General features: G+C 69.2%; 21 protein-coding genes and 1 pseudogene. 12 read left to right on the top strand and 10 right to left on the bottom strand.

Annotated elements, in window-relative coordinates; all coding sequences use genetic code 11:
- Window positions 1-423 precede the first annotated feature (423 nt).
- From ACYVK3_RS05205 to ACYVK3_RS05185, 5 genes are all read left to right on the top strand, one after another.
- Window positions 424-1155, top strand: coding sequence for a hypothetical protein (locus ACYVK3_RS05205; protein WP_460496198.1), 732 nt, complete (start codon window positions 424-426; stop codon window positions 1153-1155).
- On the top strand, window positions 1152-1523 hold the full coding sequence (locus ACYVK3_RS05200; protein ID WP_460496197.1) for a hypothetical protein: 372 nt from the start codon (window positions 1152-1154) through the stop codon (window positions 1521-1523). Before ACYVK3_RS05205 ends, ACYVK3_RS05200 begins: the two co-directional genes overlap by 4 nt.
- 291 nt (window positions 1524-1814) lie before the next feature.
- Entirely contained in the window at window positions 1815-2444 is a 630-nt protein-coding gene (locus ACYVK3_RS05195; protein WP_460496277.1) for a flavin reductase family protein, read from the top strand.
- A gap of 69 nt (window positions 2445-2513) precedes the next feature.
- Window positions 2514-4154 carry an FAD-binding dehydrogenase gene (locus ACYVK3_RS05190; RefSeq protein WP_460496196.1) on the top strand — a complete coding sequence of 547 codons (1641 nt, stop codon included), beginning with the start codon at window positions 2514-2516 and terminating at the stop codon, window positions 4152-4154.
- Window positions 4155-4458: 304 nt separating this feature from the next.
- A complete protein-coding gene (locus ACYVK3_RS05185) occupies window positions 4459-7170 on the top strand; it encodes a transglycosylase domain-containing protein (protein ID WP_460496195.1) in 2712 nt (903 codons plus the stop codon).
- On the opposite strand, the gene ACYVK3_RS05180 is transcribed toward ACYVK3_RS05185, so the two are convergent.
- Window positions 7171-8394: an amino acid deaminase/aldolase gene (locus tag ACYVK3_RS05180; protein WP_460496194.1), complete on the bottom strand. Its 1224-nt coding sequence runs from the start codon at window positions 8392-8394 to the stop codon at window positions 7171-7173.
- Between the two features lie 75 nt (window positions 8395-8469).
- Between ACYVK3_RS05180 and ACYVK3_RS05175 the strand changes: the two genes are divergently transcribed.
- Entirely contained in the window at window positions 8470-9777 is a 1308-nt protein-coding gene (locus tag ACYVK3_RS05175; RefSeq protein ID WP_460496192.1) for an FAD-binding oxidoreductase, read from the top strand.
- 177 nt (window positions 9778-9954) lie between these two features.
- Here ACYVK3_RS05175 and ACYVK3_RS05170 read toward each other — a convergent pair whose 3' ends face one another.
- Window positions 9955-10206, bottom strand: coding sequence for a CopG family transcriptional regulator (locus ACYVK3_RS05170; protein WP_460496191.1), 252 nt, complete (start codon window positions 10204-10206; stop codon window positions 9955-9957).
- Window positions 10207-10293: 87 nt separating this feature from the next.
- Here ACYVK3_RS05170 and ACYVK3_RS05165 point away from each other — a divergent pair, with 87 nt between their 5' ends.
- The 4 genes and pseudogenes from ACYVK3_RS05165 to ACYVK3_RS05150 all read left to right on the top strand — a co-directional run.
- Window positions 10294-11025, top strand: coding sequence for a pyrimidine reductase family protein (locus ACYVK3_RS05165; RefSeq protein ID WP_460496190.1), 732 nt, complete (start codon window positions 10294-10296; stop codon window positions 11023-11025).
- Between the two features lie 5 nt (window positions 11026-11030).
- Window positions 11031-12740, top strand: a complete 1710-nt coding sequence (locus ACYVK3_RS05160) for an ATP-binding protein (protein WP_460496189.1) — start codon at window positions 11031-11033, stop codon at window positions 12738-12740.
- A gap of 38 nt (window positions 12741-12778) precedes the next feature.
- Window positions 12779-13936 (top strand): metallophosphoesterase family protein, encoded by a 1158-nt coding sequence (locus tag ACYVK3_RS05155; protein ID WP_460496188.1) that lies wholly within the window; start codon window positions 12779-12781, stop codon window positions 13934-13936.
- Window positions 13936-16224: pseudogene (locus ACYVK3_RS05150) on the top strand (AAA family ATPase); the annotation flags it as partial. The gene ACYVK3_RS05155 and the pseudogene ACYVK3_RS05150, both read left to right, overlap by 1 nt.
- Before the next feature lie 141 nt (window positions 16225-16365).
- Here the strand turns inward: ACYVK3_RS05150 and ACYVK3_RS05145 are convergent.
- Entirely contained in the window at window positions 16366-17490 is a 1125-nt protein-coding gene (locus ACYVK3_RS05145; RefSeq protein ID WP_460496275.1) for an MFS transporter, read from the bottom strand.
- Window positions 17491-17724: 234 nt separating this feature from the next.
- Between ACYVK3_RS05145 and ACYVK3_RS05140 the strand changes: the two genes are divergently transcribed.
- Entirely contained in the window at window positions 17725-18657 is a 933-nt protein-coding gene (locus tag ACYVK3_RS05140) for a hypothetical protein (protein ID WP_460496187.1), read from the top strand.
- Window positions 18654-18836 (top strand): hypothetical protein, encoded by a 183-nt coding sequence (locus ACYVK3_RS05135; protein WP_460496186.1) that lies wholly within the window; start codon window positions 18654-18656, stop codon window positions 18834-18836. Before ACYVK3_RS05140 ends, ACYVK3_RS05135 begins: the two co-directional genes overlap by 4 nt.
- Window positions 18837-18968: 132 nt before the next feature.
- Here ACYVK3_RS05135 and ACYVK3_RS05130 read toward each other — a convergent pair whose 3' ends face one another.
- The 7 genes from ACYVK3_RS05130 to ACYVK3_RS05100 all read right to left on the bottom strand — a co-directional run bounded on the left by ACYVK3_RS05130 (window position 18969) and on the right by ACYVK3_RS05100 (window position 25193).
- Window positions 18969-19688: a lysozyme family protein gene (locus ACYVK3_RS05130; protein WP_460496185.1), complete on the bottom strand. Its 720-nt coding sequence runs from the start codon at window positions 19686-19688 to the stop codon at window positions 18969-18971.
- Window positions 19689-19970: 282 nt separating this feature from the next.
- Window positions 19971-20978, bottom strand: a complete 1008-nt coding sequence (locus ACYVK3_RS05125; protein WP_460496184.1) for a hypothetical protein — start codon at window positions 20976-20978, stop codon at window positions 19971-19973.
- A 46-nt stretch (window positions 20979-21024) separates the two neighbouring features.
- Window positions 21025-22098 (bottom strand): DUF1700 domain-containing protein, encoded by a 1074-nt coding sequence (locus tag ACYVK3_RS05120; protein WP_460496183.1) that lies wholly within the window; start codon window positions 22096-22098, stop codon window positions 21025-21027.
- Complete coding sequence (locus ACYVK3_RS05115) at window positions 22095-22445, bottom strand: PadR family transcriptional regulator (protein WP_460496182.1); 351 nt, start codon at window positions 22443-22445, stop codon at window positions 22095-22097. Before ACYVK3_RS05115 ends, ACYVK3_RS05120 begins: the two co-directional genes overlap by 4 nt.
- A 96-nt stretch (window positions 22446-22541) precedes the next feature.
- Entirely contained in the window at window positions 22542-24008 is a 1467-nt protein-coding gene (gltX, locus tag ACYVK3_RS05110; protein WP_460496181.1) for a glutamate--tRNA ligase, read from the bottom strand.
- The gene (locus tag ACYVK3_RS05105) at window positions 24001-24777 is read right to left on the bottom strand and encodes a fumarylacetoacetate hydrolase family protein (RefSeq protein WP_460496180.1); all 777 of its coding nucleotides are present in this window, start codon (window positions 24775-24777) and stop codon (window positions 24001-24003) included. The genes gltX and ACYVK3_RS05105 overlap by 8 nt, the downstream gene beginning before the upstream one ends.
- 74 nt (window positions 24778-24851) lie before the next feature.
- On the bottom strand, window positions 24852-25193 hold the full coding sequence (locus tag ACYVK3_RS05100) for a hypothetical protein (RefSeq protein WP_460496179.1): 342 nt from the start codon (window positions 25191-25193) through the stop codon (window positions 24852-24854).
- Window positions 25194-25241: the final 48 nt, after the last annotated feature.

Raw genomic sequence — 25241 nt, 5'->3', positions numbered from 1 at the left:
GACTGGAGGGCACTCTCCACCGTGAGTTCCGCACAAGCGGAGCATGTCCGATCCGCTGGCATGGAATCCATGCGTCGAGAATTCTTTACACGCAGAACGCTATCGCATTACGCCCGATAACTGTGATCACGCTCATCGTCAATTGACAGTGGAAATCGAATGATCGCGCGTGTTGATGGTTGACCTGCTATGAATCGCATGTCAAGGTCCTCGTACGCGCAGTGCGCGCACTTCCGAATCCAATCGAATAATTCAGCGGCGGGCCGCCGCTCTAAACGCCAATCCAGTTCGGCGGCCCGCCTCCCATACCAGAGAGGCGAACCTCCCATGGTTAGAGCCAGCCTACGCGAAAACACGCCTGGCGCAAGCGACCAAAACACCTTCGAGCGACACCGCAGCGGCCCCGATTCGGGCCTGACCGAGGTGCCCGGCGACGGCTTCTACGACTGGGCCGGCCGCCGCCTCTTCCTGCCCGACGGCTCCCCCGATCCGGCGACCCCCGGCGTGTACCGCCACGAGTACGACCCCCGCACCACCGACCCGAGCGCACCCGACTCGGACCCGGTCTCCCCCCGCTACGAACCACCGCACCTGCGTCACCGGCCAGGCGACACTTTCGAGATCGGCGGCAAGCCGCACGACGCACTCGACCCCGGCCCTTACGGCACTCCCGGCTGGCGTCCCGACCAGCGCACCGGCAGACACCGCCGCGGAGAACTGCCCGAGCCGCTCCAGCCCGAACCCGCGAAGCCCAGCCCCACTCCGCGACAGCGCCGCCGGCTCCATGCCGAGCCCGACATCGATGAGCCCTACCGGTTCTCCAAACTGCGGGAAGACGCCTGGGACCGCTGGCTGATCGACTCCGAACCGCTGGCCGCCGCGCACACCACCAGGTACTCCGCAGCCGAGCGCGAATGCGGCCGGACCATCGCAGTCGTCATCCGCCTCCTCCGCTGGATCACCACAGTGCTCAAAGGATCCGCGACCGCACCGAGCGACAACACCGACCTCCTGGATACCCAACTGGTCGAAAGCCTGGGCCGAGTCCAGTTCGCTCCGGCCGAACGCACGCTTCAGCCCGCAGGCCACTACACCCTCGAATGGGAGCGGCGATTCGACTCACTCAACCCGGTGGCGGGAGGCGGTGTCCTGTGAGCCGCTCGCGCTTCGCTCCACACCAGATCCGCACTCGATACCTCCACGCGCTCACCGCCCTGCCGATCTCTGTGCAACTCACTGACTCGCCCGACCCAGCGAGCCTGACAGTGCTCGGTAGCGAGACCATCGCGAACCGGACCGTCGACTTCGGCACGATCGCCACGGCCCCGCGCATGTGGCTCGCGTTCGCAGCGACCGATCCGGCGTTGCTCGGTTACGTCACGGGCCTGGCCCTCGGCGAGCCCGAGCTGTGGGTCTGCGAAGCGACACACCGACCCTGGGTGCTCCAGGGCACCAATACTCGTGAGCTCAAACAAGCAGCAACGAGAATCTGGTTCGCCTGCCAACGAGCCTGCGACGGCTGACTCCGCATTGCCGGGGCGGGCAACTCGGCTCGCCCCGGCATCGCCACCCCGAAATGCCGGAGGCAGCACTGACCCAGGCCGCCCGCCAAATCCCGCGGAGCCAGGACGGGCTTACCGGCCAAGCAACGAACTGATCGCCATCTTCATGGATGAGCGCGATACCGACGGATTCGATGAGCTCTTGGCGATCGCGTGGCTGAGGGGAACGAACTCGCGGTCGAATTTCGGCCAGCGGTTTGGGGCTCGGGCGGCTTGGCTTGGGTGATCCGTTCGCTTGCCTTGGAGGTCGGGATGCACGTCCGTGCTGAGTTGAAGGTGCTGTATTTCGGGACTCCCGTGGTCGTGATCAGCAGTCGGAATGAAGATGGGTCGGCGAACCTGGCTCCCATGTCTTCTGCCTGGTGGCTGGGGCAGTCGTGCATGTTGGGCATGGGAGATCGGGCGAAGACCACCGAGAATATGGTGCGGGAGCGCGAGTGCGTGCTGAACCTCGTGCCGAGCGACATGGCGGGCGTCGTCGATCGCCTGGCGGATTTGACCGGAGTCGAGCGGGTCCATCCTCGGAAGGTCGCGAAGGGCTACCGCTTCGAGGCCGACAAGTTCGGTGCCGCCGGGGTGACGCCGCAGTCCTCGGAGCTGGTGCGGGCGCCGCGGGTATTGGAGTGTCCGATTCAGTTGGAATGTCGAGTCGCGGAGGCGCACTCGTTCGCCGGGAGCGCCACGGCTTTCGAGGTCGAGGTCGTGCGGGCTCATGTCGAGGAGCGATTGCTGGTGCCGGGGACCGACTATGTCGACCCGATCGGATGGGATCCGCTCATCATGAAGTTCTGCGAGTTCTTCGGGGGCGGCGAGAATGTTCATTCGTCCCTGTTGGCCGCCAATTGGAACATGCCGCATCCGAGCCTGCCCGCGATTCCTTGACGGGGTGCCGCTGTACTGGTATATCTCCCCTACGCGCCAGTAGGCGCCGCAGCTGAGGGAAGGTCGGCCATGGACAGTGACGTCGTGGTGGTTGGGGCGGGACTCGCGGGACTGGTCGCCACCGCCGAGCTCGCCAGCTTGGGGAAGACGGTCGTCCTCGTCGAGCAGGAGGGCCCGCAGTCCCTTGGCGGGCAGGCGTTCTGGTCCTTCGGCGGATTGTTCCTGGTGGACTCGCCCGAGCAGCGGCGCATGGGGATTCGCGATGCCCGCGACCTGGCTTGGCGGGACTGGCTCGGGAGCGCCGGATTCGACCGGGACGAGGACCACTGGCCGCGCAGATGGGCCGAGGCCTATGTCGATTTCGCCTCCGGCGAGAAGCGGGCCTGGCTGCACGGCTTGGGCGTTCGGTTCTTCCCCGTGGTCGGCTGGGCCGAGCGCGGTGGCTATACCGCTGAGGGGCATGGGAACTCCGTGCCGCGCTTCCACATCACGTGGGGCACGGGGCCCGGCTTGGTCGAGCCCTTCGCGCGGTTGGTGCGGGAGGCCGTGGACGCCGGGCGGGTCCGGCTCGCGTTCCGGCATCGGGTCGACCGGCTGGTCACTTCGGACGGGGTCGTCTCCGGGGTGAGCGGCGCGGTCCTCGCCGACGACGAGGCCCCTCGCGGGGCTTCCAGCAGTCGCGATGTCGCTGGGGAGTTCTCCTTCGCCTCCGAGGCCGTTGTCGTTACCTCCGGGGGCATCGGCGGGAACTTCGACCTGGTGCGGGAGCACTGGCCGGCGCGGATGGGCACGCCTCCCCAGCGGCTCGTCTCCGGGGTGCCCGCGCACGTCGACGGGCGCATGCTCGGGATCGCCGCATCGGCGGGCGCCAACCTCATCAACCGGGACCGCATGTGGCACTACACCGAGGGCATCCAGAACTGGGATCCGATCTGGCCCCATCACGGGATTCGGATTCTGCCGGGGCCTTCTTCACTGTGGCTCGACGCCACTGGGCGACGGTTGCCCTCTCCGCTGTTTCCCGGATTCGACACGCTGGGAACGCTCGAGCACATTCTGAGCACCGGGCATGAGTATTCATGGTTCGTACTGACGCAGAAGATCCTCGAGAAGGAGTTCGCCCTTTCGGGGTCGGAGCAGAACCCGGATTTGACGGGGAAGAACATCAAGCTCCTGCTCAAACGGGTGCTGCCGGGTGCCCCGGGTCCGGTCGAGGCGTTCAAGGAGCGCGGCGCCGACTTCGTGGTGGCCGACACGCTTCCCAAGCTGGTCGACGGGATGAACGCGGTTACAGCAGAGCCGCTGTTGCAGTTCGACGCGGTCAAGGAGGCCGTGGAGGCCCGTGACGGCGAGATGGCCAACACGTTCACCAAGGATCTGCAGGTGACCGCGTTGCGGGGAGCCAGGAACTACCGGGGTGACAGGCTCATTCGCGTCGCTGCACCGCACCGACTGCTCGACCCGAAGGCCGGTCCGCTCATCGGCGTGCGCCTCAACATTCTGACGCGGAAGACCCTCGGCGGACTCCAGACCGATCTGGACGGCCGTGTGCTTCGTGGAGACGGCACCCCCCTGCCCGGCCTCTACGCCGCCGGCGAAGCAGCCGGCTTCGGCGGCGGCGGCATGCACGGCTACCGGTCCTTGGAGGGCACGTTCCTCGGCGGATGCCTGTTCTCCGGCCGCCAGGCCGCCCGCGGCGTCGCCGCATAGCCTGTACGGCGGCGCTGAGAGATGCCTCACGGCCCAGGGCGTCGAGCGCGCGGTGCCTCGCGTGCGGCCCTTCGGGTCGGGGCTCGGATCCTTCTGCGAGGTCGCATCCCCGTTCTAAGGTGGTTGTGGGCTTCTCCTGCCCACCTGCCAGACTGAGAAGGAATCACCTACCTACCGTGGTCCGCTATCATCCAAAGCTCTGTGGACACGAACCCCGCCCCGTCTCACCGGGAACGTCCGAGACAACGGCCGATACGAGCCCGAGAGCCGCGGATCGGCACCTCTATCACGTGGATGGTTGAGCATGAGCGACTATGAACGCCGCGACCAGTACCCCGCCCCCGGCCCGCCCGCCCCGCATGCAGGGCGCGTCGAGATCGGAGGGGTGACCGGCGGTGGCAATGTGGGCCGTGCCTCAGTCGTCTCGGCGGTGCGCGCCCGCACCCCCGAGGAGCCCAAGCCCAAGAAGAAGCGCATGTCGATGCGCCGCCGCCGCGTCTACGCCGCCTTGATCCTGACCGGTCTCATGCTCCTCGGCTCGGGCACCGTCGTCGGCGCCGCGTTCTTCCAGAGCGTCCCGCTGCCGGACGAGCTCAACTTCGGCGAGTCCACCACCTTCACCTACGCCGACGGCTCCACCGCCGTCGCCGGCTACGGCGAGTTCACCCGCAAACTCGTGGACGATTACGACGATCTGCCCCGCCCCGTCGTCTGGTCGCTGCTGGCCCTGGAGGACAAGAACTACTTCGAGCACGAGGGCGTCGACTACAAGGGCACCCTGCGCGCGTTGGTCAACAACGTCACCGGCGGCGACACGCAGGGCGCCTCGACCATCAGCCAGCAGTACGCCGGCATGGTCGCCGAGATCCGCGACGACATCTCTTACGGCCGCAAGGCCCGCGAGGCCATCATGGCCATGAAGCTCGAGCAGAAGTACTCGAAGGAGGACATCCTCCTCCACTACCTGAACCTCAACTTCTACAACCGCGGCGCTTACGGCATCGCCGCCGCCACCGAGGTCTGGTTCGGCGCGAAGCTCGAGGAGGTCACCTGGGGCCAGGCGATGATGCTGGTCATGCAGGTCAAGGCCGGCGACGGCTCCTTCGACCCACGGGTGGTCGAGGAGGGCGACACCGGACCGCTCGACCGCTGGACGCACGGCATGGAGACCCTCCTGACGCTCGAGGACCTCACCGAGGAAGAGAAGCAGCTCGTCCAGGAGGAGCTCGACGCCGGCATGCCAGAGACGCGCGAGCAGACCGAGAACCCGGGCTCGTGGGGCCACGACACGCCCACCGGCTTCATCACCAACCCCACCGACGGCTACATCTGGGAAGAGCTCGAGAGCCGCTACGGCCTGTCCCAGGAGCAGTTCTACGGCAAAGAGGAGGGCACCGGCGGTTACACGGTCGTGCTGACGATCGACCAGGCCGTCCAGGAGCAGGCCGAGGCGACCGCGAGCCGCGGCGACCTCAAGCGGGCCAAGAACGACGACGACGAGTACATCGACGAAGAGGGCAACGTGGTCGACGAGCCGGCCGCCGCCGACGAGTACCGGAACGGCGACGGCTTCTTCGAGTTCGAGAACTCCAACGAGAACGCCGCGCTCTACGACTACCACGAGTCCATGGCCAGCGCCGTCGTCGCCGTCGAGCCGGGCACGGGCCGCGTGCTCGGCTACTACGGCGGCGACAACGGCCTCGGCATCGACAAGGCCGGGCTCGAGAACCCGCACCCGCCGTCGTCGACCTTCAAGATGATCACCGCCGCCACGGCGATCAAGAACGGCGCCTCGATCGACTCGTGGTGGAACTCGGACTCCCCGCGCGAGTTCGAGACCCTCGAAGGCATCGGGGAGGGCGAGAACGAAGGCAAGCTCACGAACGCCGGGCGCGTCGAGAACACCGACATGACCCTCACCGATGCGGTTCGCAAGTCCCGCAACACGCCCATGTACGCCATCGCCGAGAAGTACGGGGCGACGGCGATCCTCCAGACGGCCGTGGACATGGGCCTGCGGACCCTCCAGGACACCACGACCGGCGACATCTACCGGTTCTACAAGGAGTCCGACGGCTCCATCACGTACTCGCGCCACAACACCGTCGAGAATGAGGACGGCTCGTTCGTGACCGACGCGAACGGCAACGTCGACCCGCTCGCCTCGGTCGACGGCTACAACGACGACGGCACGCCGGTGCGCACTCCGGTCGATCCGGACATCCGCAACGAGCCGTTCTACTACCACATCGCCTTCGGGCAGTTCCCGTCCAGCGTCCTGGACGTCGCCACCGCTTACGCCACGATCGCCGCCGACGGCGTCTACCACGAGGCGCACTTCGTGGAGGCGGTCTACAACCGCGACAACAACCTGGTCGAGCCGATCCGCCCGATCGAGCCGGAGCAGGCGCTGGACGCGAGCATCGCCCGCAACCTCCAGTGGGTCGGTTCGGAGATCAGCGGCGAGGGCAACCAGTTCCACCGCCCCTACACCGGCAAGACCGGTACGTGGCAGGCGGGCGACGAGTACGGCAGCGACGCGAACGCCCACACCTGGTACGTCGGCGCGATCCCGCAGCTGAGCATCGCGGCGTGGGTCGGCAACGTCACCGCCGAGTCGGCGCCGCTGCTGAACAAGGACGGCGGCACCGACGGCGTGTTCGGTTCGACCCTGAGCTATCCGGTGTGGGAGCAGTTCATGTCCGGAGCCATCGAGGCGAAGGGCTACGAGGAGCAGGGCTGGACCGACGCGACGCACGTCGGCAGCCCGATCGTCGACGACATCCTCAACGAGGACAACACGATCGATCCCGACAGCCCGTACTGCGCCGCGAATCCGACCGACTCGCGCTGCGGCCAGCAGCACGAGGGCAACGGGAACGGGAACGGCAACGGGTGCGATCCGATCGCCGAATGGCTCGGGCAGTGCCGCGACGACGATGACGAAGGCGGCGGGAACGGGAACGGGAACGGGAACGGCAACGGCAACGGCAACGGCAACGGCAACGACGATTAGTCAGGCGAAGGCGAAACCCTCGCCGCGGTAGGTGGGGACCTCGTCGACGATCGTGGCGTCCGCGATCAGCTGCATGGTGTTGACCCGCTCGGCGAGCTCCCCGGCCTTGGCGTGCCGCATCCAGACCCTGGAGCCGAGCTCCAGGTCGTCCGCGGCCCTGCCGCGCAGCGGCGTCTGGACCTCGCCGGCGCCCTCGGTCTTCGAGTACGCCAGCCCCGTGGGAAAGGTCGGCTTCGGCAGGCGGTCCCAGCCGGGCACGCCGGAGGCGATCCAGCCGCCGCCGAGGGCGGTGACGAGGCCTTTTCTGGGACGGCGCACCACCGGCAGCGCGAAGAACGCGGCCGGGAACGGGCGGATCGAGCGGTAGCCGTCGAACAGCGCCGGCGAGTACAGCCCCGATCCCGCGGCGATCTCGGTGACGGACGGGTCGGCGGCGGTCGAGACCACCGAGCCGGTGCCGCCGCCGTTGACGAACTCGATGTCGGCGACGCTCCTCACCGCGGCGACGGCCTCGGCGCGGCGCTCGGCCAGCTCGGTCTTGGAGAAGCGCTGCATCAGCCGCACCAGCGGATACTGGAGTGCTGCGGCCCGGAAGGCGTCCTGGACGCCGGCGATCTGGCCTTCGTAGCCCATGATCCCGACCAGTCGCACGCCCGGGCGCTTGTCGATCTCCTGCGCCAAGGCGAGGGCGTCGTCCGGCGAGTGCACCGGCGAGCGGCGCGCGCCGATGTGGACCCGCCCGCCGAGCAGTTCGAGCGACACGTCCAGCTCCAGGCACAGCCGCAGCGGCCGCGACGGGCTCGGGTCGACCGTTCGCTTCAGGAAGTCGAGGTGCTCGACCGAGTCGACCATGATCGTCACGCGCCGCGCCAGCTCCTCGTGCTCGGCGAGGTGGCGCAGGGCGTCGGTGTTGGCGGTCGGATAGGCGACCACGACGTCGTCGAACTCCTCGGCGAGCCACAGCGCCTCGGGGAGGGTGTAGGCCAGGACGCCCTTGAAACCGGGCTGTGCGAGCGCCCGTCGCATGAGCGCGCGGCACCGCAGCGACTTGCTGACCAGGCGCAGCGGCTTGCCGATCGCGTTGCGGCGCAAGATGGCGGCGTTGGTGTCGAAGGCGCCGAGCTCGACGACGGCGAAGGGCGGCTGGAGCTTCGCCGTCGCGCGGTCCAGCTCGGCGAACAGGTGCTCCATCGAGCCGATGTTGGGTACGGTCGCGAGGCCCATGCGCTTTCCCTCCTGGTGGGTGTGCGGTTAGATGAAAGCTACCGTTACGTAGAGCGCAGACGAACCGGAGACCCTATGGCTACCTCTCCCTGGCGGAACTGGTCCGGCACCGAAACCGTCGAACCCGCCCGGACGGTGAAGCCCCGCAAGGTGAGCGAGATCGTCGAGGCGGTGCGGACGGCCGCCGACGAGAGGCTGCGGGTCAAGGCCGTCGGCGCCGGGCACTCGTTCAGCGGTATCGCCGCGCCCGAGGGCGTCCTGCTCGACATGGGCGATTTCGACGGCGTGGTCCGGGTCGACACCAAGACGAACCTGGTCACCGTCGAGGCCGGGATGCCGCTGTGTCGGCTCAACGAGGTGCTCGACGCGCACGGACTCGCCTTGGAGAACATGGGCGACATCGACTGCCAGACGGTCTCGGGGGCGATCTCGACCGGCACGCACGGCACCGGCGACCGGTACCGGGGGCTGGCGTGGCAGGTGCGCGGCCTCCAATTGGTACTCGCGGACGGCAGCGTGGTGCGCTGTTCGCGGGAGCAGCGGCCCGAGCTGTTCGCGGCGGCACGGATCGGCCTGGGCGCGCTCGGGATCATCACCGAGGTGACGATCCAGTGCGTGCCGGCGTTCCTGCTGCAGGCGGTGGAGGTGCCGATGCGGCTCGACGCGGTCCTGGGCGGCCTGGACGAGCTGGTGGCCGAGAACGACCACTTCGAGTTCTACTGGTTTCCGCACACCGACCGGACGCTGACCAAGCAGAACAACCGCTTCGCGATGGACGTGCGGCGGCGGCGCCCGACGCGCCTGAGCTACTGGTGGAACGAAGGCTTCACCGAGAACATGCTGTTCGAGGCGAGCAACCGGATCGGCGCGCGCTTCCCGCGCATCGTGCCGCAGCTCAACCGGGTGGCGGGGCGGGTGTGGAGCGCCCGCGACTACACCGACGTCTCCCACAGGGTCTTCACCTCGCCGAGGACGGTGGTGTTCCGCGAGATGGAGTACGCCGTCCCCCGCGAGACGCTGCCGGAGGTGATGCTCTCCCTCAAAACCCGCGTCGACGAGGGCGACCTGAACGTCTCGTTCCCCGTCGAAGTCCGGTTCGCGGCGGCCGACGAGGTGTGGCTGTCGACAGCGCACGGCCGCAAGACCGCGTATGTCGCGGTCCACCAGTACCACCGGCACGACCACGAGGCCTACTTCAAGGCCGCGGCCGAGATCTTCGACGCGGTCGGCGGCCGCCCGCACTGGGGCAAGATGCACTGGCTGGACGCCAAGACGATCGCCGAGCGCTACGACCGGTTCGAGGACTTCCTGGCCGTCAGGGACGAGGTCGACCCGGAGCGGCGGTTCGCGAACGCCTACCTGGAACGCGTGCTCGGCGACTGAGCTTCGGGGTCCCAGTCGAACGGCAGGATCTCGAACGCGTCGAAGCCGGGTGTGAGCGGTCGAGACCAACGGTGAGACGAGCAGCGTCTCGGTTTCCATGATGAGTTCGGAGACCCTCGTGCTGCGGCCGGTCTTCGTCGAAGGCGGCCAGCACCGCCGACGTATCGGCGACGACGATCATCGCTTCAGCGAGCGCCGTTTCATGCTCTCGTAGATCGCTTCGTCCATCTCGTCCACCGACAGCGGGCGCTCACTGCGGTACTTCGGCAGCGGTGGCAGCCGTCGATCCTGCTTCTCGATCTGAAGCAGCCCTTCATCGATGAATCGGCGGATCAGCTCGGCCTTCAGCACACCGGCCCGCCGCGCGACCGCTTCAAGGCGGAGATCCGCGGCCTCATCGAGGTAGACGGTGCTCTTCTTCCGGCCCATGCCATCGATGGTACCGCCCGTTACGGCCCCGGCGCGGCAGTCGGAGTCCGGACCTGGGTTGTCGGCTTGGTGGGTTAGGTTGTTGCCGTGCCAGATGTGCAGTACCGAACACTCGACTCACTGAACGACGCCGAGCTCTATGACCTGTACGAGCCTCCAGAGGAAGACTGGTTGCGGGTCAACTTCGTCTCCAGCGCCGACGGCGCGGCCACGCTCGAAGGACGCTCCGGCCCGCTGTCCGGCACCGCCGACAAGCGGGTCTTCAAGGTCCTGCGCGCCCGCTGCGACGTCCTCGTCGCCGGCTCGGGCACGGTCCTCGCCGAAGGCTACGGTCCGCTCGAACTCAGCGCCGAACGCGTCGCATGGCGGTCCGAGCGCGGCCTGCCGGACGTCCCGATCATGGCGGTCGTCTCCCGCTCGGCCCGGCTCGACCCGGGCGCGCCGCTGTTCACGCAGGCCGCCCGCCGACCCATCGTGATCTGCGCCGCCGACGCCTCGGTCGAGCAGATGGCCGAGCTGCGGGAGGTCGCCGACGTCATCGCCGTCGGCTCCGGCGCGGTCGACTACCGCGCCGCGATCACCGCCCTCCACGAGCGGGGCCTCAAGCAGATCCTGTGCGAGGGAGGGCCGACCGTCTTCGGCGGCCTGATCGCCCAGGACGTGGTCGACGAGTTCGACCTGACGGTCTCACCGCTGCTGGTCGGCGGCGGCCCCATCCGCGCCGCCGAAGGCCCGGTCTCGGAGGCGGCGCGCCAGATGCGGCTGGGCCACGTCCTCGAAGCCGGGGGCAACCTGATCCTGCGGTACCTGCGAGGATGAAGCACATGACTGATTCGGTCGGCAGGGTGCTCGGCACCGAGGACGCCACGCCGCTCTCCTTCTGGGTCGGCGTCGGCCCGGAGGCGTACGCGCAGCTCGACGACGTGCTCACCACCGAACGGGAGGTGCCCGGCATCGGCACCGTCCGCATCTCGGGGGTCGTCACCGCCGTCCGCTCCCGCCACGAGGGCGCCCAGTTCGACTCGGACGTGTTCGACATCGCCGGCGGGCTGCTGCCCGCCCAGGTGCAGGAGGCCGCCGAGGTCACCGTGACCCGTGTCGAGCCCGAGGTGTTCGTCCCGCCGACGCCGGGCGCGGCCGTCGAGCGCGCCACCGGCGCCGAACGGGACCGGGCACTGTACTTCGACGGCATGGAGCGCCAAGTGCCGCTCGGGTTCTCGCGCGACGGCCAGCCGGTGTTCCTCAACGCTGACTTCCTCGACGGCACGCGGGGCGCGCACGTCTCGATCTCCGGCATCTCCGGCGTCGCCACGAAGACCTCGTTCGCGACGTGGCTGCTGTACGCGCTGCTGCACTCCGGAGCGATCGGCGCCGAGGCCGCCAACACCAAGGCGCTGATCTTCAACGTCAAGGGCGAGGACCTGCTCCTGCTCGACCACGACAACACGAAGCTCGACGACGAGATCCGCGAATCGTACCGGCGCCTGGGCATGGCGCCCGGCGCGTTCAAATCGGTCGAGGTCCTCGCGCCGCCCAGGGAGGGCGACAACAACGGCGTCCCCGACGTCGCCTGCCGCTCCACCGGCGTCGACGCGTTCTACTGGACGCTCGCCGAGTTCTGCTCGGGCGGCCTGCTGCCGTTCGTGTTCGCCGACGCCGACGACGACCGCCAGCAGTACACGATGGTCGTCCACCAGGTCGCCGCCCGGCTGCGCAAGGAGGCCCGCCCCAAGGACAACGGCGCGGTCGCCGTCGACGGGCAGCTCCTCACCACCTACCGGGACCTCGTCGACCTCATCTGCGAGCGGCTCTCCGACGACGAGACCCGCACCGAATGGGCCGGCTCGGCCATCGGCCTGGGCACGGTCAACGCCTTCATCCGCCGCCTCATCGCCTCCGGGCGCGACATCGGCCGCCTCATCCGCGGCGACCTGCCCCCCAAGGGCAAGGTCGTCTCCTCCGAAGCCCAAGTGACCGTCGTCGACCTGCACAACCTGCCCGACCGCGCCCAGCGCTTCGTCGTCGGCGTCGTGCTGCGCGGCGAGTTCGAGCGCAAGGAGAAGGCCGGGACGGCCCGGCCGCTCCAGTTCGTCGTCCTCGACGAGCTCAACAAGTACGCCCCCCGCGAGGGCACCAGCCCCATCAAGGACATCCTCCTCGAGATCGCCGAGCGCGGACGCTCACTGGGCGTCATCCTCATCGGCGCCCAGCAGACCGCCAGCGAGATCGAGCGGCGCATCGTCTCCAACTCCGCCGTCCGCGTCGTCGGCCGCCTCGACTCGGCGGAGGCCACCCGGCCCGAGTACGGTTTCCTCACGCAGGCGCAACGCCAGCGCGTCCTCATGGCCAAGCCCGGCACGATGTTCGTCGGCCAGCCCGAGCTGCCCGTGCCGCTCGTGGTCAACTTCCCGTTCCCGGCGTGGGCCACCCGCCCGGCCGAAGCCGGATCCGCCCCGGCCTCCTCGGCCCGGTCGGTGACGGCCAAAGTCGACCCGTTCGATCTGGCCGACGACGATGACGACATCCCGTTCTAGACCAACTGAGGGCTTACAAGTTCGGAAGGAGCTGAGCCTTGCGGATCCTGCACACCTCCGACTGGCATGTCGGCGTCACGCTCAAGGGCCGCTCGCGGCTCGACGAGCAGCGCACCGTGTTCAAGCAGATCGTCGACATCGCGCGCGAGGAGCGCCCCGACGTGGTGATCGTCGCCGGGGACCTGTACGACACCGCCTCGCCTTCGAGCGCCGCGCAGAAGGTCCTCACCGGGACGCTCTCGGCGCTGCGGACCACCGGCGCCGAGGTCGTCGCGATCTCCGGGAACCACGACAACGGGCCCGGCCTGGAGGCGCTGCGCGAATGGGCGGCCGCGGCCGGCATCCACCTGCGCGGGCGCATCGGCAAGGCCGCCGACCACCTCGTCACCGGCGAGACCGAAGACGGGGAACGCTGGCGGCTCGCGGCCCTGCCGTTCGTCAGCCAGCGCTACGCCGTGCGCGCCGCCGAACTGTTCGAGCTCAGCGCCGCCGACACCGAATCGGCCTACGCCGACCACCTGCGGCGCATGGTCGCCGCGCTCTCGCAGAACTTCACCGCCGACGAGGTCGACCTCATCTGCGGGCACCTCACCGTCGTCGGCGGCAAGGTCGGCGGCGGCGAGCGCGAGGTCCACACCGTCGCCGACTACGCCGTCCCCGCCGCGATCTTCCCCTCCTCCACCAACTACGTCGCCCTCGGGCACCTGCACAAGGCGCAGCAGATCCAAGGGCCGTGCCCGATCCGCTACTCCGGCGGGCCGCTCGCGGTCGACTTCGGCGAGGAGGACCACTCCCCGAGCGTCACGATCGTCGACGTCACCGCCGACACGCCCGCCCGCGTCCGGCAGGTCGCGCTCACCGAGGCGGTGCCGCTCAAGACGCTGCGCGGCACGCTCGACGAACTCCGCGAGGCCGCAGTGGACGATCGGGCGTGGCTGCGCGTGTTCGTGAACGAACCGGCCCGGGCCGGGCTGCGCGGCGAGGTCGCCGACCTGTTCCCGAGGGCCGTCCAGATCCACATCGACCCGGTCATGCGCCTCGACGCGACCAAGCCGAGGGAGCGGCGCTCCGGGCGCAGCCCCGGCGAGCTGTTCGACGCCTACCTCGCCGAGACCGGGCACGACGACCCGGCCGTGGCGAAGCTGTTCGCCGAGCTCTACGAGGAGACCCAGACCGTCGCGGCAGAGGAGACCTGATGCGGCCCATACGTCTCGACATGCACGGCTTCGGCTCCTACGCCGAGGCCTCCACGCTCGACTTCACCGACGTCGACTTCTTCGCGCTCACCGGCCCCACCGGCGCGGGCAAGTCCACCGTGCTCGACGCGATGTGCTTCGCGCTGTACGGGCGCACGCCGCGCTGGCGCAACAACACGACGCAGAACGCGATCGCGCCCTCGGCGACCGAGGGCCGGGTTCGCCTGGTCTTCGCCGCCGCCGGTATGCACTACGTGGCCACGCGCATCCTGCGCCGCGACAAGAACGGCAACGTCAAGACCGCGATGGCGGCCCTCGAGCAGTTGCCAGAGGGCGTGGACCCGGCCGACGACGACGAACTGGTCGAGGGCCTGGGCAAGGCGCTCGCCGGGAGCCCGTCGACGGTGAGCGTCGCCGCCGAGCGGATCATCGGCCTGCCGTTCGATCAGTTCACCAAGTGCGTGCTGCTCCCCCAGGGCGAGTTCGCCGAGTTCCTCCACGCCACGGCCGCCGACCGGCGCAAGATCCTCGAGAACCTGCTGGGCCACAGCGCCTACCGGCGGGTCCAGCAGCTCGCGGGGGCCAAGCGCGACACCGCCGCCACCGCCCAGCGCACGCTGGAGGCGCAGTTGGCGAAGATCCCGCCGGTGACCGATGCGGAGCTCGCGGACGGCTCCCTGCGGGTCGAGCGGCTCGAGAAGCTCACCGAGCCGGTGCGCGACAAGGCCGGCGCGCTCGACGGCCTCAACGCCGCCGTCGAGGCCGCGCGGCGGCGCCTGAGCGAAGCCGAGGCGAATCTCGCGTCCCTGACCTACATCAAGCGGCCCAGCGGGGTCGACGACATCGCCGCGCAGGTGGCCGACGCCGCCGCCCGCGTCGCCGCGAAGGCCGCCGAGGTCGAGTCCACCGAGGCCGAGGACGAACGGCTGCGCGCCGAGCTCGACGGTCTCGATCTGACGCTCATCGAACGCCAGCTCAAGGCCTGGGAGGAGCTCGCCGAGACCGACGCGAGTCTGAAGACCGGCCGCGAGCTCACCGACGAGCTGCGCCTCCAGTACGACGAGGCGAAGGAGCTTGAAGGCGCGGCGGCCGAAGAGGTCGAGATCCAGCACGCCGCCGTCCACAAGGCGCGCATGGCCGACCTGGCCGGGACGCTCCGGGTCGAACTGGTCGAAGGCGAGGACTGCCCCGTCTGCGACCGGCCCGTCGCATCGATCCCCGGGCGCGACCTGTCCGCGGCGCTCGAAGAGGCGCAGCAGGCATCACAGCGGGCCACGGCCGAGTACAAGGACGCCCAAGGCGCCGTCGCGAACCTTCAGGCGAGGCTCGAGAACTACGAGGAACGGCTCCTCGAGCTCGACCTCAAGAGGAAGCGCCTGCTCAAGAAGCTCGAAGGCGTCCCCGAGGCGCCCGAGCTCCACGCCCGCCGGGAGGCCGCCACCGAGGCGACGCGGCTGCTGAGCGGCACCGCCGCCGCGCTCAAGGCGGCGCGGCGGGCGCTGCGCGAGGCCGAGAAGCGCCGTGCCGCGGCCGACGAGCAGCAGCAGCGCGCATGGCGCGAGTTCGGGCACGCCCGCGACCAGGTCGCCGTGCTGTCCCCGCCGCCGGCCGGCGACGACTTGGCCGCGAGCTGGCAGAGCCTCGTCGAGTGGGCCGACGCCGCGCTGGAGAGGGCCTCGGCCGAACGCGAGGCCGCGCGCGAGGAGATGCAGGGCCTCGACGGGCGCGCCGCCACGCTCAGGGCCGAACTGCTCGCCGCGATGGCCGAGTTCGACGTCAAGGCGCCGATCACGGGCACGGGGGGCGACTACGTCGCCGCGCACGCCGCCGCCGTCGAATCGGCGCGGGCGTCCTTGGCGAACCTGCGCGACGCCCGCAGCCGGCGCGTGGAGATCGACGCCGAGGCCCGCAAGTTCGCGCGCGAGGCCGAGGTCGCCAAGGAGCTCGCCAAGCACCTGGAGGCGCGCCGGTTCATGGAGTGGCTGCTGAGCGAGGCGCTCGACGAACTCGTGGCCGGGGCGACGGTGATGCTCAACCGCATCACCGGCGGCCAGTACGACCTGATCTACCGCGACCAGGACTTCTGGGTGGTCGACCACCACGACGCCGACATGGCCCGGCCCGCGCGGGGCCTGTCGGGCGGCGAGACGTTCGCGGCGTCGCTCTCGCTCGCGCTCGCGCTGAGCGATCAGTTGGCGAGCCTGTCGCGCGACGGCGCGTGCCTGGAGTCGATCATCCTCGACGAGGGTTTCGGCACGCTCGACCCCGAGACGCTCGATGCGGTCGCCACGACGTTGGAGGCACTCACGGTCTCCTCCCAGCGCACGGTCGGGCTCGTCACGCACGTGGTCGACCTGGCCGAACGAGTCCCCGTGCGCTTCCGCATCACCAAGGACGCCAAGGGCTCCCACGTAGAGAGGACCATTGAGTTAGTCGCGCAGCGCCGGAAGGCGCCGGCTCGCCCACGTCAAGGCCGCGCTGAGGGCCGCCAGCGCGATCATGGCGAGTCCGAACACGGTCACGGCGTCACCGAACCCGATGGCGTCGCTGAGGTACCCCACGCTCAGGGTCAACGACCCGGCGACCGCGTACACGCCGATGTTGAGCGCCGCATTCGCCTCGGCGAGCCGCTCCGATGGGATGTCCCGGTTCAGGAGTGCGAGCCCGCCGAGCATGCCCAGGCCCTGGCCGAGGCCGGCGAAGACGGCCGCGACGACCAGCAGCGGCACCGATGCGGCATGGACGGCGCCGATCAGGGCCGCCATGCAGGACCCCGTCGCGGTCGCCGATGCCCACAGCAGGGTCCGCAGTCGCAGTCCGCGCAGTGCGAACTGCCCGCCGGTGGAGGCCACGAATGCTACGAACGCGACCGTCCCGGCCACGATCAGGTTGTCGGTGTCGAGCAGCTCGGCGAGGAGCGACGGCGAGAGGGAGAGGACGAATGCCGTCGCCACCATGCCGGTGCCTGCGGCGGCGACGCCCAGGAACAGCTCCCGACGATTCGGGCGCGGCACGCGCGGCACGCGCACCCAGCCGCCGCCCCGGTCGGCGGGCCGACCGAGCGGTGCCCGCGCCACGACGGCGATCGCCGTGCCGAGCAGCACGATCTCCACGATGAAGATCGTGACGGTGGGTCCGGGAGCCGTCTCCGCGAGGATGCCGGCCAGCAGCGGGCCGATGGCCGAACCGACGGCGAGGCCGACCGAGCCGAGGACCGCCGCGAGCCGCTTGCGGCCCGGCCCGGCGAGATCGGAGATGGCGGCCGTCCCCGCGGAGACGAGCGCGCCGGACGCGATGCCCGTGAGGACCCGTGCGAGCGACAGCGACGCCACGCCGGAGGCGGTGGCGAACACGACGGCGGCGACCATCGCCAGCCCGAGCGCGGGAATCAGGACGACCTTGCGTCCGAAGCGGTCCGATACGAGGCCCGAGACGAGCAGCGAAACGCCGAGCCCGACCATGTACCACGTGAACACGGCGGTGATCGTGCCTCGGGAGAAGCCGAATTCGAACTGCCAGACGACGTAGAGGGGTGTGACGCCGTTGGACAGCATGAACACCGTGGCGATGGGCCAGGCGGCCGACCGGGCCCATGCGGCCGAGCCCGTCTGCGACGGGGTGACTGTCGGACGGACCACGGTGCGGCTCCCTCGCTATTCGGCGGGCGAAACCGCCCGCGGCCCACGGGGAAGCCTCACCACGCGGAGCACGGCGGCTCTCCGAAGGGCGGTACCGGACTAGTGTGGAGCACAATCGCATCCGGAGCCGCTTTCGAGGGAGATTGAGTCTTGCAGATCACCGTCGACGCCTGGGACCCGTCCTTCGCCGACAACTCCGAGTCGCCCTCGCGGTCGGACTCGGCGACCGTCAACACCGAGGTCGAGATGCCTGCGGGACTGTGGGCGCCGGTCGACGCCCCGTCCTCGGGGCCGCGGCGGCTGCTCGTCGTCGACGGCGTCCGCCGCATCGACGCCCGTGTGGAGCTCACCGACGAGAGTGGCCGCTGGCCGGGCATGTGCGTCTCGTGGGCCGCGGGAGCCGTGGCGTGTGATCTCGACGGCGGCGCGTCCGCTGTCACCGAATCCGCCGTCGAGCGCGGCCTGTTCGCGCCGCTCGATCCCGGTTTCGACTTCGGCCAGTACCCCTACAACAAGACCGACGCGGCGGAATCGGCCGATCTCATCGCCGCGAGCCAGGCCGCCATGACGGCGCTGGAGGCGAAGGTCGCCGCGTCGGTGGCGACGCACGCCGAGCTGTCGGTGCTCGACGGGACCTTGCGCGGGCGCACCAGGCTGCCCAATGCGGTCGGCTACATCAAGAGCCACCACCGCTCCTATCTGCAGGCCCCGCTGAACGGGGTGGTCGAGCGGCTGCGGCCCGGCCAGCGCACGCCGGTCTTCCATCTGATGACGACGTGGCCGCGCTACTCGTGGTATCTGCGGCTGCCGGGCGCGAGCTCGCGCGGCTGGGCGGGCGTGGCCCGGATCGAGGCGGCCGACGGACTCGGCGAGGAGGCGGCGATCGCGCTCGCCGACGCGACGGCGGCGGCCCTGCCGCCCTTGGGGTCGGCCGCGCACAAGGACGCGCGCGCGCCGCAGAACCTGACCCCGATCGCGGGGTTGGAGCGGCGCCTCAAGCGCAAGCTCGGCGACGCGCGGCTGCTGCTGCGCTCGGTCCGGCAGCGCTCGCACGCCGGTTCCGGCGATATCATCGCCGAATGAATGCTGAGACCTTGGCGGGCAAGGCGATCCACGGGACCGCGAGCCTGTCGCGGGATCTCGAAGCGCCGCCCGAGCGCGTCTTCGCGGCCTTCGCCGACCTCGAGGTGCGGGGCCGCTGGTTCCGTATGTTTCCTATGAGCTGCGGGTCAACGGCGTGCGCCGCAACGCGTGGCTCGTGACCGTCAGGTCGACGATGTTCTCATGCGGATCGTCCGCCATGACACCTCCGGGGGAATCGGATTACTCGTTCGAGCGAGTAACGACCGATTCCCCCGGAGGGTTTGGGATTGTCTGACAAGCGACAGGAGCGTCTAGTACCAGCCGTTGGACTCCGAGTGCGACCACGCGCCGCACGGGCTGCCGTAGCGGCCCTGGATGTAGTCCAGCCCCCAGGCGATCTGGGTGCTGGGGTTGCTCTGCCAGTCGGAGCCGTGTGAGGACATCTTGCTGCCCGGCAGGGATTGGGGGATGCCGTAGGCGCCCGAGCTCGGGTTGGAGGCGGTCTCGTTCCAGTTCGACTCGCGGTCCCACAGGGACTCCAGGCAGGAGAACTCGCCCAGGCCCCAGCCCGCGTCGAGCGTCATGGTGCAGCCGATGGCCTTGTTGCCCGAGTACTCCGAGCAGTCGGCGGCGATGCTCACCGAGGGACCCGAGGAGGACGCTTCTTCTTGCTCCGCGGGCTCGGCCGGCTCGGCGGGCTCCTCTTCTTCGGGGATCTCGGCGGCCTCGGTCTTCTCGACGTCCTTGGTGCCCTGCTGCTTGACAGGGATGATCGTCTCCAGGGTCGGGACGTCGCGCCACTCGTAGTCGGTCTCGACGGCTTCGGTGACGATCTCGGAGGCGAGCTGTTCTTCCTCGCTCCGGTCATCGGTCTTGGTGATGGCCGCACCAGCGGTGGTCGCGGAGCTGAGCGCGACGACGGTGGCGGCTATGGATGCGAAGACTCGGTTCCGGACGAGGTGGCTAAGCCCTGGGGTGGACTTCTCGACGGCCGCGTGCTTCGCCTGGGTCAGCTTCTTGGGTGTAAGCACGCGCGTAAGGCTAAATGCGCTTCTGAACGGCTCTCTACCGGTGAGTAATGGCGCCATTACGGCACACTTGCGTATGGGAGCGAAGCCATTGCTAGTCCGTTTCGCCCGATACCGCCACTATCGTATGCATTGCGGCGGGCGCCTGAAGCAAGGCCGTTCTCGCTCATCCGTTCGGCCCATTGACGCCGCCGTTTTCGCCAGAACTTGGCCTACCAAGGTCTACAGAGGTCAATCTCACATCTGTCAGAAACGGTCTTTCCGCTGCTCACGGAGCGTTCATAGTCAGTCGCAGACAATGTCCAAGCGGGCGATTCGCGCCTCGCTCCGCGCGTCGATCACGTCGAGTTCGACGGAGCAGCCGCCTGCTGACCCGTCGTAGGAGATCCGGTGCGCCACCAGGTCCCCGGAGACGAGCTCCTCGTCAGGGAACCGCTCGCCAGTGGCGGATTCGGCCGCCATCTCTTCCAGCTCGCCGAACGCCGTGTCCTCCTCGACAGAGAAGATCCCGGCGAACCCGTAGGTGGCGGACGGGTTGTACGGGGGCGCCAGCAGCCGCGAGCCTTCAGGAACCGCCCCGATCGACTCGTCCTTCCCGAAGAACGGCAGCTCAGCGCCGGGGACCAGCTCGCCGGCGTCGATCGCGGGCGTCGAGACCGGCGCGTCGCCCTCGGGCGCCTCGGCGTCGGCCCAGCGGGTGCGCAACTGTTCCTCCTGCTCCCGAATCTCCTCCTCGCTCATGTCCTCATAGAGCGGATCGTCAGCGAGGTCCGGGACGATGTCGAACCACGAGAAGGCGCCCAACTCCACTCGCAGACGCGGATACGGCTCCTGCTCCTCGGGCCGTTCATCGACCTCCAGGCGGGTCTCGATCTTGGCGAAGCCGTCCTCGGCCCGGCCGAACAGCGAGCAGTCGTAGCGCGACTCCGATTGCGCGCAGACGGACCGTTCATCCTCGCGCACCACCGGACGCAGGCCCTTGTCGGTCATCTGCGCGTAGAGGTCGCGCAGGACGTCGTGCGCGTCGCCGGTGACGAGGAATTCGGCCCCGACCACGTCGTTGTTCTCGGGCATCCCCTCGTACTCCAGGTCTGGTCGCGGGAAGGGGGTGCCGAGCAGGACCGTTCCCTCAGGCACTTTCCAGCCCTCCCAGAACTCGACGCCGGCTTGGACGTATCCGGGGGCGCTCAGGTCGAGTTCGGACTCGGCTGGACCGGCATCGCCGCCGCATCCGCTGACGGCCAGCGCGATCGCGGCCGAAGCGATCCCGAGCACGGTTCGAAGTGACCTCATCGGCCCAGTCTAGGGGCGACATGCCCGCCCCAGGGCCGGCGCGCGGTCACCCCCCTTCGGTCGGCCCTTCAGTGATAGTCGGGGTCGCCGTGGGCTCGACGCCGGGCGACGTCGCCTCCTCCGTCTCCGTGGGCTCCGTACCGGGCGACGTGAGCTCTTCCGACGGCCCGGTCGTCGGCGACTCGTCGCCCTCGGACGGTTCCCGGGGCTGGCACAGCGGGTACTGGTAGCCGTAGCGGCCATCGTCCACATGGTCCGAGCGCGGCCCCGATGTCTCGGCGCCGGGAAGCGCCGTCCCATCATCGAAGGGGTCGGGGCGCATGACGTTCTGGCACGAGTACGGATCGCCGATACGCAGCGGCACCCCGTCCTGGTCGAACAGGTAGACACCGGTGAGCAGCTCACCGTTCTCGTCGTAGACGTAGACGTCGGTGACATGGCCGTACTCGTCGTAGTACTCCACGTAGTGATTGGTGGGGGCCAGATCCACCACCCATCCGCCGAGCCAGGAGTACTGCAGGGCCACGAACGCGGCCAGCGCGACGCCTCCGGCGGCCACCAGGCGCTGATTCCGGCGGCCCCATCCCTCGGACTTCTTCCCCAGCCGCAGTGACGCCCAGACGAACGCGAGCGTGATGGCGGCCAGCAGGATCAGGCCGGGGAGGGAACCGAACGGCGAGTAGAAGATCTCGCCGGCGGTCCACCAGACGAACAGCATCGCCGCCAGCACGCCCCGCAGGACCCACCAGCCCGGCTTCAGACTGCGCCGGAACTCCCCGACATCGCCGACTCCCGCGCTGGCGGCGAAGCGCCCGGCCGCGCTCCGGGCGCGTCGGGTCACGGGCGCGGCCATCGTCGTGAAGCCGCGCTTGAACCGCTGCCTCGCGCTCTCCCGGTCGACCTCCACGGTCTCGCGAAGCTCCCGGGCATAGGCTTCAGGGCTGCCGAGCCGATCGGTGAGGGTGACGCCCGGCTCCAGCTCGGCGGCCACCTCGGTGAGGTGCGCTTCCAGATCGCTCACGAGGTCGTCGCGGATCGCGGCGGGCAACTCGGCCAGGTGGCGCTCGACCGCGAGCTGGTAGGCCGCGATTTCAGCGGTGTGCGGAGGAGTGTCGGTCATGATTGGCCCTTCTTGGCTGTGCCATTCGCGGCGGTGTCGAACAATGCCCGCATCTTGGCGCTGACGTCTTCCCAGGCGTCGCGCATCTGACGGAGGTATTTCCGGCCGGGCTCGGTCAGCGCGTAGTACTTGCGGTGCGGACCCGAGCCGCTGGGCTGGACGTAGGTGGACAGGTAGCCGGCCCGGTAGAGCCGGCGCAGCGTCCCGTACACCGAGGCGTCGCCGAGCTCGTCGAATCCGGCCGTGCGCAGGCGGTGCAGGATCTCGTAGCCGTAGCCGTCTTCGGTCTCCAGGACCCGCAGCACGATGATGTCGAGCAGGCCCTTGAGCATTTGCGATCTGTCCACGCTTAAGACAGTACCATGCATTGCACAGTAGTGAGGTCTGGAAAACGGCGAACCGGCCCCGCCCCCGTGGGGCGAGACCGGTTCTCAGCGTTCTCCTTAGAGCGTCGCCCGGGCGGCACGGAGCCTGGCGAGGCTCACGTCCTTGCCCAGCAGCTCCATCGACTCGTACAGCGGCGGCGAGACCGTCTTGCCGCTGATCGCCACGCGCACCGGTCCGAAGGCCTTGCGCGGTTTGAGGCCCATGCCCTCGACCAGCGCGGCCTTCAGCGCCTCCTCGATGTCCCCGACCGTCCACTCGATGCCCTCGAGCGCGGCGATGGAAGCGTCGAGGACCTCCGCCGCGTCGTCCTTGAAGGTCTTCTTCGCGCTCGCCTCGTCGATCTCGACCTCGACGCCGCAGAACAGGAACCGCAGCATCTCGGCGGCCTGGCTCAGTGTCGAGCAGCGCTCCTGCACGAGCGGGACGGCCACGTCGAGGACGTAGCGCTGCTCGGCGTTCGGCTGCTCGGGGAGCAGATCGCGTTTCTGGAGTTCGGGCACGAGCATCGCGGTCAGCTCGCCGGCGTCGCTCATGCGGAAGTGCGCCGAGCAGATCGCGTCGAACTTCTTCTCGTCGAACCTGGCGGGGTTGGACTTGACGTCGTGCAGGTCGAACGCGTCCAGGAACTCCGCGACGGTGAACACGTCCCGGTCCCCGCTGATCGACCAGCCGAGCGTCGCCACGTAGTTGAGCACGCCCTCGGGCAGGTAGCCCTCCAGCTTGTACTGGAGCAGGTTCGAGCGCGGATCGCGCTTGGACATCTTCTTGCCGCGCTCGTCCACGATGAGCGGCAGGTGCGCGTACTCCGGGACCCCGTCGGCCAGGCCCAGCTCTACCAGCGCGCGCCACATCACGATCTGGCGCGGCGTGGACGACATCAGATCCTCGCCGCGGGTGACCATGTTGACCTTCATGAGCGCGTCGTCGACCGGGTTGGTCAGCGTGTACAGCGGCGAGCCGTCGGCGCGGGCGATCACGTAGTCCGGCACGGTCCCGGCGGGCGTGTTGACCTCGCCGCGGACGGCGTCGACGAACGTGATGTCCTCGTCGGGCATGCGCATCCGGTAGACGGGCTTGCGGCCCTCGTCGCGGAAGGCCTGCTTCTGCTCCTCGGTGAGGGTCCGGTCGAAGTTGTCGTAGCCGAGCTTCGGGTCCTTCCCGGCCGCCTTGTGGCGGGCCTCGACCTCCTCGTTGGTGGAGAACGCCTCATAGGCGTAGCCGCCCTCGACCAGGCGCTTGATGACGTCGGCGTAGACGTCCGAGCGCTGCGACTGCCGGTAGGGCGCGTGCGGCCCGCCGATGTCGGGCCCCTCGTCCCAGTTCATGCCGAGCCACGACAGCGCCTCGACGAGCTGGTTGTAGGACTCCTCGGTGTCGCGCGCGGCGTCGGTGTCCTCGATGCGGAAGACGAACTCGCCGCCCTTGGCCCGCGCGTACCCCCACGAGAACAGGCAGGTGCGGACCAGCCCGACGTGCGGCAGCCCGGTGGGGCTGGGGCAGAAGCGGGTGCGGACGTTACTCACTTGGGACCACCTTGTTGGTCAGCGTGCCGATGCCGGCGATGGAAACGGAGACGGTGTCGCCGCCCTCGATCGGACCGACGCCGGCCGGGGTGCCGGTGAGGACCACGTCTCCGGGCAGCAGCGTCATGACCTGGGAAACGTAGGAGACGAGCGTAGCCGGGTCGAAGACCATGTCCTTGGTCGATCCGAGCTGGCGCACCTCGCCGTTGACCTCACAGCGGATGTCGGTCTCGGCCACGTCCGCGTCGGTCTCGATCCAGGGCCCGAGCGGGCAGAACGAGTCGAAGCCCTTGGCGCGGGTGAACTGGACGTCCTTGCGTTGCAGGTCGCGCGCGGTGACGTCGTTGGCACAGGTGTAGCCGAAGATCGAGGCGGCGGCGGCCTCCTTGTCGGCGCTGCGGGCACCGGGGAGCCCGACGACGACGGCCAGCTCGGCCTCGTGGTCGACCTGATCGGACACCGCGGGGAGGCGGATGGCCTCGCCGGGGCCGATGATCGAGGTCGACGGCTTGATGAAGATCAGCGGCTCCTCGGGCACCTCGTTGCCGAGCTCGGCGGCGTGCTCGGCGTAATTGCGGCCGACGCACACCACTTTGGACGGCAGAATGGGGGCGAGCAGCCGCACGTCCTCGAGCGCCCACCGTTGGCCCGTCAGCTTGACCTGCGCGAAGGGGTGGCCGTCGATCTCCGCGGCGGTCGCGCCGGGGCCCTCCCCCTCGAGTACCGCGAACGACATGCCGGTGGCGTGAGCGATCCGTGCGATGCGCACACTGCGCCCCTCTCTAAGACTGATTCGAAGCTTCCGGGCTCAGCTTAGTTCGCGGCGCGGGGACGGTGAAGTCGCTATACGATCAGCAGGGACGGCACCACAATGAGCGCCGTGCCCAGCAGCGCGCCGACGACGACGCCCATGCCGAGCTTGCGCAGCCTCCCCGAAAGGCCGATGGCGAAGCCGAGCGCGAAGGTCAGCGGCGTGGCGATGAGGCAAGAGATCGCCGAAGAGACGAGTCGGACCGTGAGCGAGGTACCGACATTGTCCACCAGGACGAAGCCGAGGGCCATCGCCAGGAGGACGAGGATCACGAGGCCGAGGAACAGGCCCGAGACGAATCGACGCCGCGAATACACCGCCGATTCGGCGGCATAAGCCGCGGCGCGGGCACGATCGGTCTTGTAGGAAGTCACACTGCAACTCTAGTACGGCACGGCCAGTGAGGGCGTGCGCGCACTGGT

It is taken from the genome of Glycomyces tarimensis, assembly GCF_054776215.1.
The sequence above is the reverse complement of the archived record's forward strand: the minus strand, read 5'-3'. Positions and strand labels throughout refer to the sequence as shown.

What these genes read in the sequence shown, in the direction of transcription:
- ACYVK3_RS05195 (WP_460496277.1), top strand. Translation starts at nt 1,815, where the DNA reads ATGCACGTCCGTGCTGAGTTGAAGGTGCTGTATTTCGGGACTCCCGTG.
- ACYVK3_RS05190 (WP_460496196.1), top strand. Translation starts at nt 2,514, where the DNA reads ATGGACAGTGACGTCGTGGTGGTTGGGGCGGGACTCGCGGGACTGGTC.
- ACYVK3_RS05185 (WP_460496195.1), top strand. Translation starts at nt 4,459, where the DNA reads ATGAGCGACTATGAACGCCGCGACCAGTACCCCGCCCCCGGCCCGCCC.
- ACYVK3_RS05180 (WP_460496194.1), bottom strand. Translation starts at nt 8,394, where the DNA reads ATGGGCCTCGCGACCGTACCCAACATCGGCTCGATGGAGCACCTGTTC.
- ACYVK3_RS05175 (WP_460496192.1), top strand. Translation starts at nt 8,470, where the DNA reads ATGGCTACCTCTCCCTGGCGGAACTGGTCCGGCACCGAAACCGTCGAA.
- ACYVK3_RS05170 (WP_460496191.1), bottom strand. Translation starts at nt 10,206, where the DNA reads ATGGGCCGGAAGAAGAGCACCGTCTACCTCGATGAGGCCGCGGATCTC.
- ACYVK3_RS05160 (WP_460496189.1), top strand. Translation starts at nt 11,031, where the DNA reads ATGACTGATTCGGTCGGCAGGGTGCTCGGCACCGAGGACGCCACGCCG.
- ACYVK3_RS05145 (WP_460496275.1), bottom strand. Translation starts at nt 17,490, where the DNA reads ATGCTGTCCAACGGCGTCACACCCCTCTACGTCGTCTGGCAGTTCGAA.
- ACYVK3_RS05135 (WP_460496186.1), top strand. Translation starts at nt 18,654, where the DNA reads ATGAATGCTGAGACCTTGGCGGGCAAGGCGATCCACGGGACCGCGAGC.
- ACYVK3_RS05125 (WP_460496184.1), bottom strand. Translation starts at nt 20,978, where the DNA reads ATGAGGTCACTTCGAACCGTGCTCGGGATCGCTTCGGCCGCGATCGCG.
- ACYVK3_RS05120 (WP_460496183.1), bottom strand. Translation starts at nt 22,098, where the DNA reads ATGACCGACACTCCTCCGCACACCGCTGAAATCGCGGCCTACCAGCTC.